The organism is Methylobacterium sp. B4, from assembly GCF_003201865.1.
GTDB lineage: Bacteria > Pseudomonadota > Alphaproteobacteria > Rhizobiales > Beijerinckiaceae > Methylobacterium.
In genome coordinates this window covers 396,086-412,615 of the sequence record NZ_QJJJ01000002.1, presented here as the reverse complement: position 1 = coordinate 412,615, position 16,530 = coordinate 396,086, and the positions used below count along the sequence as shown (strand labels likewise).

The 16,530-nt window shown below is 71.4% G+C and carries 12 protein-coding genes and 1 tRNA gene; 5 read left to right on the top strand and 8 right to left on the bottom strand.

What is annotated here, in order from left to right; translation table 11 throughout:
• Positions 1-792: 792 nt before the first annotated feature.
• A tRNA-Arg gene (locus BY998_RS05595) sits at positions 793-869 on the bottom strand.
• Positions 870-1,324: 455 nt separating this feature from the next.
• Here BY998_RS05595 and BY998_RS05590 point away from each other — a divergent pair.
• Complete coding sequence (locus BY998_RS05590; RefSeq protein WP_110350620.1) at positions 1,325-2,077, top strand: helix-turn-helix domain-containing protein; 753 nt, start codon at positions 1,325-1,327, stop codon at positions 2,075-2,077.
• A 71-nt stretch (positions 2,078-2,148) separates the two neighbouring features.
• On the opposite strand, the gene BY998_RS05585 is transcribed toward BY998_RS05590, so the two are convergent.
• The 5 genes from BY998_RS05585 to BY998_RS05565 all read right to left on the bottom strand — a co-directional run bounded on the left by BY998_RS05585 (position 2,149) and on the right by BY998_RS05565 (position 7,211).
• Positions 2,149-2,478 carry a cytochrome c gene (locus tag BY998_RS05585; protein ID WP_110350619.1) on the bottom strand — a complete coding sequence of 110 codons (330 nt, stop codon included), beginning with the start codon at positions 2,476-2,478 and terminating at the stop codon, positions 2,149-2,151.
• Complete coding sequence (locus tag BY998_RS05580) at positions 2,478-3,290, bottom strand: universal stress protein (protein ID WP_110350618.1); 813 nt, start codon at positions 3,288-3,290, stop codon at positions 2,478-2,480. Before BY998_RS05580 ends, BY998_RS05585 begins: the two co-directional genes overlap by 1 nt.
• 134 nt (positions 3,291-3,424) lie before the next feature.
• A complete protein-coding gene (locus tag BY998_RS05575) occupies positions 3,425-3,901 on the bottom strand; it encodes a hypothetical protein (protein ID WP_110350617.1) in 477 nt (158 codons plus the stop codon).
• Positions 3,898-5,562, bottom strand: coding sequence for an ATP-binding cassette domain-containing protein (locus BY998_RS05570; RefSeq protein WP_110350616.1), 1,665 nt, complete (start codon positions 5,560-5,562; stop codon positions 3,898-3,900). Before BY998_RS05570 ends, BY998_RS05575 begins: the two co-directional genes overlap by 4 nt.
• Complete coding sequence (locus BY998_RS05565; RefSeq protein WP_110350650.1) at positions 5,559-7,211, bottom strand: ATP-binding cassette domain-containing protein; 1,653 nt, start codon at positions 7,209-7,211, stop codon at positions 5,559-5,561. Before BY998_RS05565 ends, BY998_RS05570 begins: the two co-directional genes overlap by 4 nt.
• Before the next feature lie 103 nt (positions 7,212-7,314).
• Between BY998_RS05565 and BY998_RS05560 the strand changes: the two genes are divergently transcribed.
• The 3 genes from BY998_RS05560 (at position 7,315) to cydX (ending at position 10,291) form a co-directional block, all read left to right on the top strand.
• A complete protein-coding gene (locus tag BY998_RS05560; RefSeq protein WP_110350615.1) occupies positions 7,315-8,904 on the top strand; it encodes a cytochrome ubiquinol oxidase subunit I in 1,590 nt (529 codons plus the stop codon).
• A 67-nt stretch (positions 8,905-8,971) separates the two neighbouring features.
• The gene (gene cydB / locus BY998_RS05555) at positions 8,972-10,126 is read left to right on the top strand and encodes a cytochrome d ubiquinol oxidase subunit II (protein WP_110350614.1); all 1,155 of its coding nucleotides are present in this window, start codon (positions 8,972-8,974) and stop codon (positions 10,124-10,126) included.
• A 33-nt stretch (positions 10,127-10,159) separates the two neighbouring features.
• Positions 10,160-10,291 (top strand): cytochrome bd-I oxidase subunit CydX, encoded by a 132-nt coding sequence (gene cydX, locus BY998_RS05550; RefSeq protein ID WP_110350613.1) that lies wholly within the window; start codon positions 10,160-10,162, stop codon positions 10,289-10,291.
• 54 nt (positions 10,292-10,345) lie between these two features.
• Here the strand turns inward: cydX and BY998_RS05545 are convergent, their stop codons facing one another.
• Complete coding sequence (locus BY998_RS05545; protein ID WP_110350649.1) at positions 10,346-14,197, bottom strand: glycosyltransferase; 3,852 nt, start codon at positions 14,195-14,197, stop codon at positions 10,346-10,348.
• Positions 14,198-14,745: 548 nt separating this feature from the next.
• Here BY998_RS05545 and BY998_RS05540 point away from each other — a divergent pair.
• On the top strand, positions 14,746-15,639 hold the full coding sequence (locus tag BY998_RS05540) for a hypothetical protein (RefSeq protein ID WP_110350612.1): 894 nt from the start codon (positions 14,746-14,748) through the stop codon (positions 15,637-15,639).
• Between the two features lie 101 nt (positions 15,640-15,740).
• Here the strand turns inward: BY998_RS05540 and BY998_RS05535 are convergent, their stop codons facing one another.
• Positions 15,741-16,511, bottom strand: a complete 771-nt coding sequence (locus tag BY998_RS05535; RefSeq protein ID WP_110350611.1) for a zf-HC2 domain-containing protein — start codon at positions 16,509-16,511, stop codon at positions 15,741-15,743.
• Positions 16,512-16,530 lie beyond the last annotated feature (19 nt).

The window sequence follows — 16,530 nt, the reverse complement described above, 5'->3', positions numbered from 1 at the left end:
GATCGCTCGAACCCGCAAGGACGAAAACAAGCCGCCCACGTTTCTCTTTCTCTCGATTCACTTGTCAAAGAGCGCGAAGCCTACACCCTTGCGGGCATAACCCTCCACCGAAGACGCGCCGACAGCCCGGTTGCCCGGCCCATCCAGCCCACCCTCGGCGATCAATCCTCTGCCGGGCCGGCGACCGTAGCCGCCATCTTGGCCCCGCCGCAGCGGTCCGCGGCGTCTAGAGCCGGCGAACCGTCCTGTCAACCGCTCCGAACGGACACCGAAGCGTCCGGAAGCGCCGACACCTCGGAGCAGGAAGGACAGCGATCGCCCGATCCAGTCACCCGGATCAGCTCCGCTCCACCACAAACTCCGAAGACCCCGAGGCACCTGACCACCAAGCGGTGGACCGCGGCGCCCCGTCGGTGAGGCAGCTTCTACGGACAGCCCCGACCGACGTCAACAGACCGATTCGAAAAAGTTTGCCAGCAATCGCTTCGGCTCGGCGCTCCCGCCGATGAGTGGGAAAGGCGCGATCAACGGCGTGCTCACAGCCCGAAGCCCCGTGGTGCCTCGTAGTCGGAGCACCCTTCAGTGAGGCAGGACAGTGTTGCCGGCCTGAAGGAACGGTCGCACGGTGCTTGCTCCATCAGCGCGATGCCGAAGCTGGGCGGCCTGCCGTGCGATGCCGCGCCACGGACGGATCTCGGGCGTTGCCTCGTGAGAGCATCCGCACCGCTGTGTTCGGCGAACTATGGAGAGCGAAGCGACCGAGCCTCGACAGGCAATCGAGACGGGTCATGCTGGCGACCCCGGTAGGGCTCGAACCTACGACCTGCCGCTTAGAAGGCGGCTGCTCTATCCAGCTGAGCTACGGGGCCGGTCAGCCGAGGCTGTCGTAACAGGCCCCCCGCGACCTGTCATCCGTCTGAACGAACGGCCCGTTTGCCCTCTCCAAGCCCCCCCACGACCACCCAGGGATCACAGTCAAAAGGGCTTTTGCTGCAGCGACCGGGGCCGGTGACGCGAGCGTCCGGAGCCGCACCGGCTTCCGTAGAGGGCTCCGCCGATGCCGTCACGGTCGCAGGCAGGCGTGCGTATTCTAGAGAGAGGTTCGAGATATCTCCGAGCATGTCCGGCGCCGAGCATTGGGCACAATCGAGTTTCCCTTGGCGACCGCCATGAATTCGCTCCGTGTAGGTCGAGCTTTGATCGAAGTCCTCGACCCGATCCACGAACCAACCCCGTGGCGATGATCTTGCTCGCGCCTCCTTCACAAGCCCGTTCGACCCGGCGTATCTCTCGGGTCGGATCGATTGCGGCGTGGGAGCCTCCGATGCAGGATTGCGGCGCGCAGGCCGGCGGGGAGCGGGGCGATCACGGTCACGCCTGCGCCCACGAACGGTCCGAGGGTGGCTGCGCCGCCTGCGGCGTGCGTCTCGTCAGCGTCTGCGCCGCCCTCACGACGGAAGAACTCGATCGCCTGGAGGCGGTCAGCCAGCAGGTCCACCTGGATGCCCGCCAAGCCCTGTTCCATCAGGACAACACGGCCGGCGCCGTCTACAACGTGACGGAGGGCATGCTGCGCCTCTCGCGGTTGCTGCCGGATGGCCGCCGTCAGGTCGTGGGCTTCGCCATGGTCGGCGACTTTCTCGGCCTCGCCCTGCCCGAGCGCTTTACCGTTACCGCCGAGGCACTGGCGCCGACCAAGCTCTGCCGCTTCGAAAAGCGGGCCTTCGCGGGCCTCGTTGCCGAGGCGCCGCACCTGCTCCAGCGCCTCTATGAGCGCGCAGGCTACGAACTCACCCTGGCGCAGGACCACATGATGCTGCTCGGGCGCCGCACCGCCGAGGAGAAGGTGGCGAGCTTCCTCCTCGGCCTGCGCGCCCGCTACGCCCGCATCGGCCAGAATTCGGTGACCGTCGAGTTGCCGATGGGGCGGCAGGACATCGCCGACCATCTCGGCCTCACGATCGAGACGGTGAGCCGGATGCTGACGCGGCTCGACCGGGACAAGGCGATCCTGATCGTGCCCGGCGGCGTGCGCCTGCTCGACATCGCCCGGCTCGAAGAGCTGGCGGCAAGCTGAGGCGACCGCCAAGCCTTGCCTCGACGCCCATCTCCGCAACGAACCGTCCTGCGCTCCGGCACCGGAGCGCTCTACCGCTCGAGCGTCGCCAGATAAGCGATCAGGGCCTGCGCCTCGTCGGGGTCGAGGCGAAATTCCGGCATCGTGGGGTGCCCCGTGGTGATGCCCTCCGCCAGCGCCTCGCCGAGGTCAGAGACGGGGTAGCGCCGGTGCAGCAGGCGGAAGGGCGGCGCCTCCGCCAGCGGACTGCCGCCGACCCGCCCCACCGCGTGGCAGCGGGCGCAGTGGGTTCGGGCGATGGTCGCGCCGCGCTGCGCGCGGGCATCGAGCGCCTGGGCGGCGACCGGCAGCAGGGCCGGCAGGCTCGACAGCAGGAGGGTTGCGAGGATCGAGGCGCGCATCAGTGACACATCAGGCAGGGGAAGGGGCTGTGCTGCAGCACGTCGCGGGTGACGCCGCCGAACATCCACTCCCGCAGGCGGGCATGTCCGTAGGCGCCCATCACGATGAGGTCGGCCTCCTGCTTCCGGGCGAAGCGCAGGAGTTCGTCGCCGTCGCTCACGGCGGTGCGCAGGAGATGGGTGGTGACCGGGGCACCGTGGCGGGCGAGATGGGCGGCCACCTCCTCGGCGCCCTCGTGATGGGCGCCCGGCCCCGCGCTGGCGACGAAGACCTGATCCGCCTCGCGCATGAAGGGCAGCGCAGCCGAGACGGCCCGGCGCGCCGCGACGCCGTCCTTCCAGGCCACGACGATCCGCGCGGCCCGAAGCCCCTCGATGCGCGGCGGCACCACGAGCACGGGACGGCCGGCCTCCATCAGGAGGGCGCCGGGCGCCACGCCGAACGGTCCCGGCGGATCGTCGTCGGCTCCCTGGCGCCGCACGACGACGAGATCGGCCGCCCGCGCCCGGGCCACGAGGTGCCGGGCCGGCTCCGCCAGGGCCGTCTGCCAATCGGTGCGTGCCACCGCCTCGGCGCAGGCGGAGAACACGGCCCGGGCCCGTTCGAGCGCGGCGAGCGCCTTCTCCTTGTTCTCGGTCTCCCGCCGCTCGATCTCGCCGATATCCTGGAAGAAGATCGGCATCGGCAGCGCGCAGGCGGCCGCTCCGGTGAGCGTCGCCTCGAAGCGCTGCGCGAGGCCGGCGGCGAGCCGGATGCGGTCGGGTGTCGCCTCGTCGAGATCGACCGAGACCAAGATGTTCGCGTACGCCAAGTGGGCCTCCTGCGGCAGTGACGGTCGGTTCGGCGGCCTCAACCCTCGCCGTCCGGCGAGACGGCATCCTTGATCCAGCGCAAGGCCGAGGCGCGTGGCGCCTCCGCACCGGGCCTGCGTCTGGCGGGGCGGCGTCAGAGCGCGGGGGCGTGCGTTCCGGCCGTGGCGGCCAGGCGCGCGTCGAACACCGAGGCGACGACCCGGACGAGGGCGCGGGCGGCCGCGGATCCCGCGACCTGTCCGCGGACCCGGCGCGCCAGCCCCTCGCCGCAGAGGGCGTCGATGCGCGCGAGTTCGGGCTCGAACACCGCCGCGCTCACCGCGTGCCGGGCGCAGACCGCGTCGAGATCGACCCGCAGGTCGCACGTCAGGCGCTCGATCACGTCGCGGCGCAGGTGGTCCTCGAGGGTGAGGGCGAGGCCGCGCGCGGTCGGCACCTGACCCGCCTCGATCATCCGGGCATCGGCCGGGACCGCGGCAATGTTCCGGGCGTAGCCCTGCGGCGGGGCCGAGATCGCCGCGGCACCGAAGCCGATGAGCGCCGGCGCCGCATCGGTGGTGTAGCGGGGCAGCCGGAGGCGGTCGTCGCGGGCGAGGAGATCGCGGTTCATGGGGCGCAGCCTGATGCCATCCCCGCGCTCGGGCCTTGATCCAGGGCAAAAGGCGGCTCCAGCGCGAGGCGGCGGCCCGGGAGCAGGAGATCGGGGCGGTGGCTCGTGAGCACGACGACGCGGTCGCGCCAGCGCTCGAGGAGGAGGGCGAGGATGCGGGCGGCCTGATCGTCGCCGAGATGCTCGACCGGCTCGTCGAGCAGGATCACGGGAGCCCGGCTCAGGACGGCGCGGGCGAGGTTGAGGCGCTGGGCCTCGCCGAGCGACAGGCTGCCCTCGCCGATCCAGGCGTCGAGGCCCCCGCCCGCGCGGATGCGGGTGTCGAGTTCGACCGCGGCGAGCGCCGCCCAGAGCTCGGCATCCGGTGCATCGGGCGCGAAAAGGTTCTCCCGCACGGTGTCGGCGACGATGGCGGCGTCGTGCACGCCGAGATGCGTCAGCGCCTGCCGCTCGGCCGCGCGCAGGCGGGTGCCGCCGAGCCGGATCTCCTCCCCGGGCCGATCCTCGCTCCAGCCGGCGAGCGCCTTCAGCAGGGTGGTCTTGCCGCACCCGCTCGCGCCGACGAGGGTCAGGGCCAGGCCGGGCGCCACGGAGAGATCGGGCGTCGGTCCGAGGTCGCGCCCGTCCGGCGCGCGCAGCCGCAGGCCGTGCAGCGTGAGCGCACCGGCGGCGGGCGGCGTCGCCAGCCCCGTGACCGTGCCCTCCTCCTCGGCCGGAAAGCTCGCTCCGGCGAGGCGGGCGCGGACGGCGCCGAGGAGCGCGCGGGGCAGCGCGAGCAGCGGCTCGGCGAGGCCGAGCCAGGCAAAGGCCAGGAAGGCGGCGGGCAGGAGGCCGGTGCCGCGGGCGCCCGCGCTCCAGGCCGCGAGCAGCACGGCCAGGGCCGCGGTCGGACCGGCCAGCGCCAGCAGGGCTTCGAGCCGAGCCAGCGCCCGCCGCCCGGAGGCGCCCTCCCGCTCCGCGTCGCGGAGCGGGTCGAGGGCATCGCGCAGGGCCGCCGCGCGCCGGCCTTCGGCGTCGAGGGGGATGGCGCCCGCCAGCGCCGCGCCGAGATCGGCGGTGGCAGCCCGCCGCGCGGTGCGCGTCCAGGCCTCGACGGCGCCGAGCCGGCGCGCCGTAAGGCGGGTCACGAGGCTGCCCGCCAGGGCGAGGCCGGCGAGCGGTACGAGGGCGAGCGGCGCGACGAAGGCGGTCGCGGCGAGCAGCGCGAAGAGAGCGGCGCCCGTGATCGCCAGGGGAAAGCCGACGCGCAGCCGGGCGTAGTCGATGTCGGCCACGTCGTCGATGAAATCGGCCAACCGCTCCGGGCGGCCGAGCTGCCAGCCCGCGCCGCGACTTTCGGGGGCGCGGGCCATCGCCGCGAACAGGCCGGCCCGGCGGCGGACCTGATCGGTCAGCGCCGCCCGGTGCCCGGCCATGCGCTCGCCGTAGCGCGCGCCCGTGCGCAGCAGCGCGAACAGGCGCACCAGGGCTGCCGGATGGTGGAAGTTGAAGGCGAAGGCCGCCGGCCCCGCCCCGGCGAGCGCCACCGCCGCCAGGAAGGTGACGGCGGTGCCGGCGAGCGCGAGGTTCGCGGCAAGCGCCAGGGCCGCGAGGGCGAAGGCGAGGCGCCAGGAAGAGTGCCACGCCCGGGCCGATCGGGCTTGCGAGGGCGAGCGGATCATGCGGCCTGCCTTTCGGGGAGAGCGGCGCCGAGCCTCACGCGCCGGTCGGCGAAAGCCGCGAGCGCAGGGTCGTGGGTCGCGACGACGACGAGGCGGTCGCGGGATGCCGCCCGCAGAGCTTGGCGCACCCGCGCCGCGTTCCCGGGGTCGAGCTTGGCGGTCGGCTCGTCGCAAAAGGCGATGCCCGGCCGCAGCAGCAGCCGCGCCACCGCGACGCGCACCCGCTGGCCGCCGGAAAGGTTTTCAGCGCCTGCCCGGACCGGGGCGTCGAGGCCGCCGGGCCAGTGCGGATCGTCGGCGAGGCCGAGCGCGGCGGCCGCCCGCGCCGCCGCCTCGGGCGTCGCCACCGAGCCGTCGACCAGCGCGTGGCGCAAGGTGCCGGCCGGGATGGGCGTGTCGAGGGAGACCCAGGTGCGCGGACCCTCGGCCGGCAGGAGCACCGCACCGGCGAGCGGCGCCTCGACCCCGGCGAACACCCGCAGGAGGGTCGACTTGCCGGCCCCGCTCGGGCCGGTCAGCGCGACGAGGCCGGTCCGCGGCAGGTCGAAATCGGGGACCGGCCCGGCATGGGGCAGGACGAGCCCGCGCACGCCCGGCTCCGCCAGGGACGGCGCGGCCGCCGATGTCCCGGCGGTCGTCTCTTGCGCAAACGCCCAGGCGAGGGCGTCGGCGGCCGCCTCGCCCTCCGCCTTGGCGTGGTAGAGCTCGGCGTAGCGGCGGAACGGCGCGAAGAACTCGGGCGCGAGCAGCAGGATCAGCAGGCTCTGCCAGAGTGCGAGACCCGCGAAGCCCGGGATCTCGGCGAGGCCGAGATGACCCAGCCCGAGGAAGACCGCCAGGATCGCGATGGTGAGCGAGGCGAAGAAGTCGAGCACGCCCGCATTGAGGAAGGCGACCGCCAGCACGCCCATGGTGCCTTCGGCATAGGCCGCGAGCCGCCGGTCGAGCTTTTCCGTCTCGTGCGCGAGCCCGTGCGCGGCCAGGATCGTCGGCAGCGCCCGCACCCGGTCGGCGAACTGGGTGGCGAGCCGGCCGAGCGCCGCCTCCTGCGCGACGGCCCGCTCCCGGATCATCCCGCCGACGAGGGCGAAGAAGACGATCATCACGGGGGTGGCGAGCAGGAGGGCGAGCGCGGCCTGCCAGGAGACCAGGGCGAGCGTGGCCGCCGTCAGCACGGGGCCGAGCGCCATCATGCGCCGCGCCGCGGCATGGCCGACGACGAGGCGGGCGAGCGCGCCCGGATGACGCTGCAGGCCGGCGATCAACGCGCCCCGCGGAAGCTCGCCGGCGGCGCGAGCCGGCATCGACGCCAGACGCGCCTGCGCGGCATCGATCAGCCGCACGCCAACCTCCGCCTCCAGCACCGCGCTGCGCCCCTCGATCGCCGCGCCGAGCCCGGCGCCCGCCAACGCGCAGGTCAGCGCGAGTCCGAGCACGAGTCCGAGGGCGAGCCCGTCCCTCTCTCCCGTCTCGATCAGCGCCCCGGTCAGCCGCGCCAGCGCCACGGCGCCGGCCAGCACCGTGGCAGTGCGCAGTGCGTGGAGCCCGTGGATGCGGCGCAGACCCGGCCCGGCCGCCTCACGGGCGAGGCGGAGGGCGGCGGGCGGCGCACTCTCCGGACGGGCGCGGATCGTTCGTTGGCGGGGCATGCCGCCTTGTGCGCAAGGGCGGCCCAGCGCGGCTTTGATCTGGGTCAAGGCGCCTGCGGGGCCTCTGGAGCGACAGGCTTCGCCGGACGCCGAGGAACCTGCCATGACCGATCCGCTGCTCGTCGATCTGTCGCGACTGCAATTCGCGCTGACGGCGATGTATCACTTCCTGTTCGTGCCCCTGACCTTGGGGCTCTCGATCCTGGTCGCCATGATGGAGACCGTCTACGTCATGACGCGTCGCAAGATCTGGCGCGACATGACGAAGTTCTGGGGCCTCCTGTTCGGGATCAACTTCGCTCTCGGCGTCGCCACCGGCCTGACCATGGAATTCCAGTTCGGAATGAACTGGGCCTACTACTCGCACTACGTCGGCGACGTGTTCGGGGCTCCGCTCGCCATCGAGGGCCTGATGGCCTTCTTCCTGGAGGCGACCTTCGTCGGGCTGTTCTTCTTCGGTTGGGACAAGCTCTCGGCGCTGACCCACTGCGTCGTCACGTGGCTGATGGCGCTGGGCACGAACTTCTCGGCGCTCTGGATCCTGATCGCCAACGGCTGGATGCAGAATCCGGTGGGCTCCGCCTTCAACCCGGACACGATGCGCATGGAGGTGACCGACTTCGCCGCCGTGCTGCTCAATCCCGTCGCGCAGGCGAAGTTCGTCCACACGGTCTCGGCCGGCTACGTCTGCGGTGCGGTCTTCGTGCTCGGCGTCTCGGCCTTCTACATCCTGCGGGGCCGGCACCTGGAGCTGGCCAAGCGCTCGTTCGCCATCGCCGCAGCCTTCGGGCTCGCCTCGGCGCTCAGCGTCGTCGTGCTCGGCGACGAGAGCGGCTACGCCATCACCGACCACCAGAAGATGAAACTCGCCGCCATGGAGGCGATGTGGCACACGGAGCCGGCTCCGGCGGCCTTCACGGCGGTCGGCATCCCGGATCTGGAAAGCCGCACCACCCGCTTCGCGCTCCACATCCCCTACGCGATGGGCCTGATCGGCACCCGCTCGCTGACCACCGAAATCCCCGGCATCGCCGAACTGGTCGAGATCGCCAAGGGCCGTATCCGCAACGGCCTCGTCGCCTACGACGCCCTGGAGCGAATCAAGGCCGACCGAACGGACCGGGAGGCCCGCGCCACCTTCGACCGGACCCAGGCCGATCTCGGCTACGCCCAGCTTCTGAAGCCGCTCATCGGCGACCCGCGCACGGCGAGCGAGGCGGATATCGAGCGGGCGGCGTGGTCGACCGTGCCGCACGTGCCCTCGATCTTCTTCACCTTCCGGGCGATGGTCGCTTGCGGCTTCCTCTTGATCGCCCTGTTCGGGGCCGCGCTCTGGTACACGGCCCGGGAAGCCGAGGCGCCCCGCTGGCTGTTCCGGGCGGCGCTGTTGGCCCTGCCGCTGCCCTGGATCGCCATCGAGTTCGGCTGGTTCGTCGCCGAATTCGGCCGCCAGCCCTGGATCATCGAGGGCGTGCTGCCGACCGCCCTCGCGACCTCCGAACTCGGCATCCCCTCGCTCGTCATCACCATCGCCGGCTTCACCCTCGTCTACGGCGTGCTCGCGGTGATCGAGGTTCGGCTGATGCTGCGGGCCATCGCCAAGGGGCCGGAGACGCTGGCCGAGGACCCGGCAGCGCTCTTCCCTGGGCCGACCGCGAACGGAGACGGCGCGCGCCTCGTCGCGGCCGGGTAGCCCTCCCCCTTCCCTCAGGCGCCGGCCGATCCCCTTCGCGCCGACCACTTTTCCGAGGAATATCCCCATGCTCGCCCTACTCTCGGACTACGAAACCCTCCGCCTGATCTGGTGGGTCCTGCTCGGCGTCCTGCTGATCGGCTTTGCCGTCACCGACGGCTTCGATCTCGGCGTCGGCGCGCTCCTGCCCTTCGTCGCCCGTACCGATGTCGAGCGGCGGGTGGCGATCCACACCGTCTCGGCGACCTGGGAAGGCAATCAGGTCTGGCTGGTGCTCGGCGGCGGCGCGATCTTCGCCGCGTGGCCGGCGCTCTACGCGCTCAGCTTCTCCGGCTTCTACCTCGCCATGTTCCTCGTGCTGCTCGCGCTGATCCTGCGGCCGGTGGCCTTCAAGTACCGCTCGAAGAACGAGAGTCCGGCCTGGCGCGCCCGCTGGGACTGGGCGCTCTTCGTCGGCGGTGCGGTGCCGGCCCTGATCTTCGGCGTCGCCGTCGGCAACGTGCTCCAGGGCGTGCCCTTCCACTTCACGGGGGATCTGCGCCCGATCTACGGCGGCACGCTCTTCGGCCTCCTCAACCCGCTCGCCCTCCTCTGCGGCGGCCTCTCGGCGGTGATGCTGGTGGCCCACGGGGCGGCATGGCTCACCTTCAAGGCCGAGGGGCCGGTCGCCGAGCGCGCCCGTGCCATCGGACTGAGGGCGGCGGTCGCCACCGCGGCGCTGTTCGCGCTGGGCGGCCTGCTGGTCTGGACCGGCGCCTTCGGCGGCTACCGGATCGTGACCCCGCTTCCCGGCGACGGCCCCTCCAACCCGCTGGCCAAGGAAGTCGTCGCGGAGGCCGGCGCCTGGCTCGCCAACTTCCGGGCGCATCCGGCCCTCGCGCTGGTGCCGCTCCTCGGGATCGTGGCGCCGCTCCTCGCCGCGATGGGCTTCCGCGCCCGGCGGGAGGGGCTGACGCTGCTGGCCTCCAAGCTCGGCATCGCCTGCATCATCGCCACCGTCGGCCTGTCGATGTTTCCCGTCATCCTGCCGTCGAGCACGCATCCGAGCCACGCGCTCACCGTCTTCGACGCCTCCTCCAGCCGGGCGACCCTGCGCAACATGCTGATCGCGACGGCGATCTTCCTGCCGATCATCCTCGCCTACACGGCCTGGGTCTACCGGGTGCTGTGGGGCAAGGTCTCCGAGCGCGACATCACCGCCCCCGGTTCGCCGGCCTACTGAGGCCCTCCACCCCAATCCCGAAGGAGTTCGACGATGTGGTACTTCGCCTGGGTTCTCGGCCTCGGTCTGGCCGCGGCCGTGGGGGTGCTCAACGCCCTCTGGTACGAGCTGCGCGCCGTCCGCGAGACGCCGCCCGAGGTCATTCAACCCTTGCCGACGCCCTGAGCTTGCGCGCCCGCGCAAAGGGCGCGCAAGGAACGAGGCGCGAGCGCGGCGAAGCTACCGCGCGGCGAGCCTGTCGTAGAGGGCGATGAGATCCTCGCCCTGATCCGCGGCGGTCCGCGGCGGCTTCGCCTCCTTGGGCGGGCTCGTGCGGAAGCGAGCGGGATCGACGTCGATCTGCTCGAACACCGCGCGCAGGGCGTCCGGGGAGCCGACATCGACGCGGAAGCCGTCGACGCCCTCGGTGAGGTCCTCACCGATCGCACCGAGGTCGCTGGCCACGACCCACAAACCCGCCGCCCGCGCCTCCCGCGTCACCAGCCCGAAGCTTTCCGGCCAGAGCGAGGGGGCGAGCAGCACGTCCATCTCCGCGTAGAGGTCGCAGACCTGCTCCTGCGGCACCTTGCCGACGATCCGGACCGTCGTGGCGCCCCAGGTCTCCTCGCTGAGATAATCCGTGGCGAGGGCATGATCGACGAGGGTGAGCGTCAGGTTCTCGAACCGGCCCCCGCGCAGGATCGTCTCGATCAGCGTGGCGCCCTTGTGGGCCGTGCGCCCGCCGATATGCCCGAGGCGCACGCGCCCCGCGCGGTTCTGGCGGCGCGCGACGGGGACCAGAGGCGGAACGCCGTTCGGGATTGCGATCGTCTCGGGAAAGCCCGCCTTGCGGTAGATCTCGGCGAAGGCTTGCGAGACCGCGGCCACGGCGGCGGCGGAGTCGAGCAGGCGTGCCAGCCCGCGGCGGCGCGCGACCGAGGCGGTTGGGCTGACGGACCGGCTCGTCGCGTCGGCGAGGAGATCGGGCGAGGGCATCTGCACCAGTCCGTCCTCGTCGATGAGGAACTGGAAGTCGGAGATCCACCACGCGTCGTGCACGGTGACGACGTAGGGAATGCCTCGCATCCGCACGGCCTCGACCACGCTGGCGGTCAGCTGCTGCACGCAGTGGAAGTGCACGAGGTCGGGCTCGAAGCGGTCGAGCAGCGTCTCGAATTCCTCGCGCACCCTATTGTTGAACGGACGCCAATCCATGTTCCGCTCGAGCGGCGTCGCGATGCGAAAGACCGGGATGCCGCGATAGGCGTCGATCCGGGTCTGGTAGGGCGGCTCGACCCCGACATCGCTGGCCGCCACTACCAATTCGAACCGGCCCGCGGCCTGATCGAGGATGTGGTCGATGTTGTCCCGCACGACCCGGGTGGCGCCGCCGACCGTCTGGGGCGGAAAGAACACGTTCACGACGAGGATGCGCGGCTTGCCCTCCCGCCGCGCCCCCGTGCCGGGACGGGCGGCCTCGACGGGCTCCTGCGGCGGTGCCTGCCCCGCCTCCAGGGCGGACCAGACTTCGAGGGCGCGCGTCCGGGCATCGCGGCGGAACGGATCGGCCGGAGACGCTGCTGGATCGAGCGGCGGCGGCAGGACGCCCTTGAGAATCGTGGCGGCGGCGGCGAGGCCGTAGCCCGCACAGGCCTTGGCGCGCCCCTTCCGGCCGATGCTGCGACGAAGCTCGGGATCGGCGATCAGCGCCGCAAGCGCCCGCTTCCACTCCTGGACCGTCTCGGCCAGGAGAACATCCTGCCCATCGACGAGGATCTCCCGGTAGGTGCGCGTCGCGCTGACGATGGAGGGGACGCCGCACATGGCGGCCTCCAGCCATTTGATCTCGCTCTTGGCGTCCGCGAAGGGGCCAGGCGAGAGGACGGCGAGATTGATGTCGGCGCCCGAGAGCGCCTCCCAATAGGCCGCCACGTCGTCGGTGAAGCCGAGCTGCCGCACCCGGTGCGCGAAGCGCCGGAAACCGTCACCGAGTTTCAGGTAGCCCGCGATGACGAGGCGGACCTGCGGATGGCGCTCCAGCATGTCGAGGAGTGCGGGCGCGGCGAGATCGTTGAAGTCCTTGTTGTGCGCCCGCGTGCCCGATCCGTAGAAGATCGTCAGCGCCGTCTCCGAGAAGGGCTGCGGCGCGCGGCCGAGGAAGGGCAGGTTGCGCGCATCCAGGCCGTTGCGCAGAACGTGGCAGACGCCGGAGCGGACGAGCGGACGCATCCGCTCGGCGAGCGCCGGCGTGGAGGCGAGCCCCGTCTCGCAGGCCCGCATGGCGTAGCGGAACAACGGGACGCCGTACTGCAGATCGACGTATTGCCTGGGCGTGATCTGCCCCTCGAAGCTCTCCAGCGGATCGGGGTACATGTCGGGATCGAAGACCATGTCGTCGATCTCGTAGATCGTCGGCAGGCCCAGGGCGCGCGCGTAGAGGATCGCGTGCAGGACGCCGGGGAAGGCCGCCACGCGGTAGAAGATCACCGCCGCCGCCCGGTCGAGGGCCGGCCGGCAATCGCCCGCCTCGTCCTGCCGGAACACCTCCACGGTCCAGCCGCCGTGTTCGAGTTGCTGGATCCTCTGCACGACGCGGTAGTGATCGCATTGGGGAAGGTCGCGGTTGGCGACGATCACGACATGGCCGCTCGCCGGGACCGGGAGCGTGGACGGCAGTGGATCGACCACCGCGATCAGGCCGGCGATCATGTCGAGGCAGGCGGTGAGGCGCTGATCCGCCTCGCGCCGCCGGCCCGCAGCGTACAACGTGCGGGCCTCCTCGCTCGCCAGGGCGAAGCTCGCGGCGATCGCACGGTGGGCCGCGGCGCGCCACGGGGCGGAGGCGTTCCATTTCCCGGCCGCGCGGCGGACGCGGTCGAGGGCCTCGGCCACGCCGTCCGGCCGGGCGAGCAGGCCGTCGATCGCGTGGATGTGGCTCCACACGATGGCACCGGGCGCGTCGGCGGCGATGGCGAAGGCGCGCGCCGCATCGTTCGTGCGGTTGAGCAGGCGTAGCGCGTCACCGAGCCGGTGATGGATGCGCCCCGCGGTGAGCCCGGCCCGCAGCGCCCGGTCGTAGGCTTCCTTGGCGGCGACGGCGTGGCCCTGGGTGAGATGGAACTCTCCGATCCGCTCGAGGAGCGGAGCCGAGCAGGCCTGCCGGACGGGCTCGAGCTCCCAGAGATGGAAGCCCGTCTCCATGAAGTGCCGCAGGGCGTTCAGCCGGCCCGGCGGCGGCGGCGCGATGCCCTCGGGCAGCAACGGCCGGTAGGCCGCCTCGTCGAAACTGTCGGGAAAATGCTCGTCGCCGATCAGGCCCTTCAGCGCCGCAGCCTCGGTGCCGGGCTCTCCCCGGCCGATCCCCCGACCGAGCCAGTGACGATACAGGTCGGCATCGCCGGCGCCGGCCGGCACATCCGGATTGTTCGAGCGGTAGAAGGCGGGATCGAAGCGCTGGCGCAGAGAGATCGGAGCGAGCCGGTCCACGCCCTTCGTCAGGAAGACGATGAGCCCCTCGATGCGCGAGGTGGGCTGGCGCGGCAGCCACGCTGCATTCAGCAGAGCGAACTCGTTGAGCGCGAAGTGGTCGAGCCAGGGACCGGGCAGGACCCGCACGGATGCCAGGAGATGCGCGAAGCTCTCGGCGCGATGCTCTCCGCCGGCCCCGGCCGAGCGCGCCAGCATGCGCTCGTATTCCTGATCGAAGGACGCCAGGTCGGCGCGATGCGCGCGGCCCTCCCAGCGCCCGAAGCGGAGATAGTGCTCCGTCAGTCTCCAGGCCTCGGTGATCCCGGCCAAGTCGTCGTAGATCGCCCCGTAATGCTCGGGGATGAAGTCCCGCGGCAGCGGACCGCCCTCACCCTCCAGCGCGGCGATCATGGCGGCGGCGTTGGGAAAGCGGCCTTCATGGCGGCCGTGCTTGAGGTAGTGCTGCCGGAGGATTCTCGCCTCGCCGCCGATAACGGCGAGGTCAGGATAATACGCCCGGTAGAAGTTCGAGTCGAAGTCGGCCGCGGCGCCCGACGGCTTCCCCGTCGGCAGCAGACCCTTCCGGCCCAGGCTCCTCCCGAGGCGGGTCCGCTGCGAGAGCATCTGCAAGCTGCGCTTGAACAACGTCGGAGGCCCCGCCCGCGAATTGAGAAAATTTCTTGAAACGATTCGACGGCTTTTCCCGTCTTGCTCAAAACGTTCGCTCGGACCGGCGGTGTCGACCCGGAGCCTTGCAAGAGAGAATTCCACCTCCCTCGACGCAGCGGCGCATTCCGAAGACATTCACACTATCGGCAACGGATCGCTAGACCTCCCGGAATCCCAGCCGCATCGCAGCAGGCGCAGTACGAGCCCCGTCACGTGACGCAGGCCAGAGCCTGCGCCGCTCAGGCTATGAGAGCGAAGGCCGTTGCTGCACCCTTCGGCACACTGCGTAAAGATGAGAAGCACCTATCAAATTTCGGCTATCATAGTGTTTAGCCGTACGCTTGGACCTGCGAGCAATTCCGCTCCGGCAAGAGAGGCGTGTCTTGCGGGACGCGGCTTGGCACCCTTTGCATCAGCCGCGTGCCGAACGATTGCGCGAGGGCCCACGACGCCGATAACCTTCCGCCTCTCCATACGGGATCGAGGGGTGAGGTATTCGCGACATGCATTCCGGTTCCCTGTCGCTGGACGCCTTCCTGGCGCGTCGGTCGGCCGACCGGCGCCTCGCCCGGCTCACTCATGACGTTCCTCTGCCCGAGAGTCGGGGGCTCGAGTTCGGGCCGTCGAACAACCCGACCGCCCTGCCCGAGGGTATCCGCGTCGCCTATGTCGATCACGCGCTCGACGCGCAGGCCGGCCAGCCGGACGCCGCGCCGATCAACCATGCCTGGCCGGGCTCGGGTTCTCTGGCGGAGGTGCTGGGCCAGGACGGCTTCGACTTCGCGATCGCTGCGCAGGTCGCGCAATACGTGCCCAACCTGCTCGGTTGGTTCCGCGGCATCCACGGCGTCCTGCGCCCCGGCGGCGTGCTCAACCTCTCGCTGCCGGACCGGCGCTTCATGTTCGATGCGGGACGCGTCGACAGCACCATCGCCGAACTCGTCGAGGCGGATCTGCTCGCCTACACGCGCCCGAGCCCGCGTCAGATTTTCGCCCATACCTATCAGGCTCGGGCGGTCGATCCCGGCCGGGTCTGGGCAGGGGAGGATCCGGCTCGGACGCCGCGCCTGTGCGGTGAGGCGGCGCTGGCCCTGGCACACGCACAGGCAACCGAAGCCTTCGCCTCGAGCCGCTACACGCAATGCCATTGCTGGGTCTTCACGCCGCTGTCCTTCCTCACCCTCGTCGAGGAGGCATCGCGGCTGGGCCTGTTCCCGTTCGTCCTGAACCGGATCGCCGGGACGGAGCCGAACGGCTTCGAGTTCTACGTATCGATGCGGCGGGACGGGGAGGCCGACCCGCAGGCCTTACAGAACATGCAACAGGGGGCTGTCGCCCATCTGCGCGAGATCCTGGAGCGGCAGCGCCGGACTGCGACGCTCTTGGCCACACCTTAGGCCCACGGACGGGCGGATGAGCCTTCACCGCCGACCGCCCGTGAGACTGGTTCCGGCCGCGACGAGCGTCGCCGCAGCCCGATTCGCTACCCGGAGTGTTTCTACTCCCGGATAGCGGCGAGGCGTTCGGCGGCGGCGTGAAGCGCCGGGTCGTTGCGCGATCCGCTCAGGGCGTAGGCGGTGCTGCCGTTGCGCCAATAAGCCGTGGTGCCGTCGGTGGAGCGCGCCACGGGCTCCGTTCCCTCGGGAAGGGCCGCGCCGCTGCTCCGCTTGGCGAAGAGGGCGAGTTCGCCGATCTCGCCCGACTGGATCGACACCTCGATTCCCGTGCCGTTCCGGCTCGGGAAGATCTGCACGTCCCGGACGGTCCAGCCGTTGGGCAGCGGCGGCAGATCGACTCCGGTGGCCGCCTCCAGATCGGCAGGATCGTAGGCCGAGGCCGAAGGCAGGCTGGTCGTGCGGGCCCGGATCTGGACGGCCCGGCGGGCCTGCTGCGCCTCCTCGGCCAGGGAGGCGTCGATCGGTGAGGCGATGGAACCGGGAACGCCGAAGGTGCCGATCTCGGTATGCGCGAGCCAGCCCGCACCCACCAGCACCACGACCGCCGCCGCCCGGCGCATGCGCGACTGGACCCGCTGCCATGCGAAGGCGCGATCGATCCGGCGCGCACCCTCGCGAAGCCGCTCGGGCCCGGGCCCGGGCAGGGGGAGGAGCGCCTCGCGCAGCGCATCGCGGTCGCGCAGGTCGGCCATGACCTGGAGCGCGTCCTCGGGGTTGCGCGCGAGATGCGCCTCGACCTCGACGCGGCGCATCGGGTCGAGCTCGCCATCGACATACGCGATGAGATCGGATTCCGTGACCGGATCGACCATCAGCCTACTCCGACTGCCC

Excerpts from the sequence above, each read along its gene's own strand:
- BY998_RS05590 (WP_110350620.1), top strand. The coding sequence starts at position 1,325 with ATGCAGGATTGCGGCGCGCAGGCCGGCGGGGAGCGGGGCGATCACGGT.
- BY998_RS05585 (WP_110350619.1), bottom strand. The coding sequence starts at position 2,478 with ATGCGCGCCTCGATCCTCGCAACCCTCCTGCTGTCGAGCCTGCCGGCC.
- BY998_RS05575 (WP_110350617.1), bottom strand. The coding sequence starts at position 3,901 with ATGAACCGCGATCTCCTCGCCCGCGACGACCGCCTCCGGCTGCCCCGC.
- BY998_RS05570 (WP_110350616.1), bottom strand. The coding sequence starts at position 5,562 with ATGATCCGCTCGCCCTCGCAAGCCCGATCGGCCCGGGCGTGGCACTCT.
- BY998_RS05565 (WP_110350650.1), bottom strand. The coding sequence starts at position 7,211 with ATGCCCCGCCAACGAACGATCCGCGCCCGTCCGGAGAGTGCGCCGCCC.
- BY998_RS05560 (WP_110350615.1), top strand. The coding sequence starts at position 7,315 with ATGACCGATCCGCTGCTCGTCGATCTGTCGCGACTGCAATTCGCGCTG.
- cydB (WP_110350614.1), top strand. The coding sequence starts at position 8,972 with ATGCTCGCCCTACTCTCGGACTACGAAACCCTCCGCCTGATCTGGTGG.
- cydX (WP_110350613.1), top strand. The coding sequence starts at position 10,160 with ATGTGGTACTTCGCCTGGGTTCTCGGCCTCGGTCTGGCCGCGGCCGTG.
- BY998_RS05545 (WP_110350649.1), bottom strand. The coding sequence starts at position 14,197 with ATGCTCTCGCAGCGGACCCGCCTCGGGAGGAGCCTGGGCCGGAAGGGT.
- BY998_RS05540 (WP_110350612.1), top strand. The coding sequence starts at position 14,746 with ATGCATTCCGGTTCCCTGTCGCTGGACGCCTTCCTGGCGCGTCGGTCG.
- BY998_RS05535 (WP_110350611.1), bottom strand. The coding sequence starts at position 16,511 with ATGGTCGATCCGGTCACGGAATCCGATCTCATCGCGTATGTCGATGGC.